Annotated in this window: 1 protein-coding gene and 1 pseudogene; both read right to left on the minus strand. The window is 54.0% G+C overall.

Translation table 11 applies throughout. The features are described from left to right. Window positions 1-215 (minus strand): annotated as a pseudogene (locus tag ABEA66_RS18325) (hypothetical protein); the annotation flags it as partial. Window positions 216-246: 31 nt separating this feature from the next. Next, window positions 247-678, minus strand: coding sequence for a hypothetical protein (locus tag ABEA66_RS18330; protein ID WP_345589623.1), 432 nt, complete (start codon window positions 676-678; stop codon window positions 247-249). Between the last annotated feature and the right edge of the window lie 48 nt (window positions 679-726).

A 726-nucleotide genomic window follows, 5' to 3' on the forward strand; every position in this document is an offset into this window, starting at 1 on the left:
ATAAGAACGTTCAGTTGGACAACGCCCTCTTGCCGTGCCGCTGTCCGTAACGCTCTCTGTAACGCAACATGGGCGCAATAACTTTCGTCAAACCGCCTATCGCCGCGCGTAAAATAAACATCGCTTGCTTTAACGCCCTCATAGTTCACGAGCAACCAAGCATAGACCGCCCGCCGATCATCCGCAGCGCTTGCGATATATAGCGTGTAGTTCATAAATGTACGTCCCCCCTCTCTATAACAACGTTTAAACGGCCGCTATAACCGTACTCCCGCGCTCGATCGCATCGTTCGTCAGCCTTAATATATCGGGAGCAACGCGGTAAAGACGCGGTTTATGGCTCAACTTAACCTCTATCCCGCGACCGGCCGCCAGCAGTCCGATTTCCTTCTCGAGCGACCTCTTACGCATAAACACGCTTGACGAGCTCCGGATAATAATTAGCTTTGTACCTGGCCGCGCTATCCGGATGATGTCCGCAGCTACTACGGGTACTGACTGCCGAATTGAGCCGGCCGCTACGTCGTATAAGCCGCTGATTACTGCGTAGGGCCCGTAGCTTACATGCACGTCATCTATCCGGCTCCGCGTTGATAGTTGGACACCGACGGCAACTTGTCCGGAGTCTAGCCGATGAAAAGCGCAGTCGGCGTAAGTGACTTCGTAGTCCGCGAACATACGGATTAGCCCTCGTGGATGACGTAGACGTTAGTAGCGCGCAAGCCC

The sequence above is a fragment of the Paenibacillus vulneris genome, assembly GCF_039543185.1.
GTDB lineage: Bacteria > Bacillota > Bacilli > Paenibacillales > NBRC-103111 > Paenibacillus_S > Paenibacillus_S vulneris.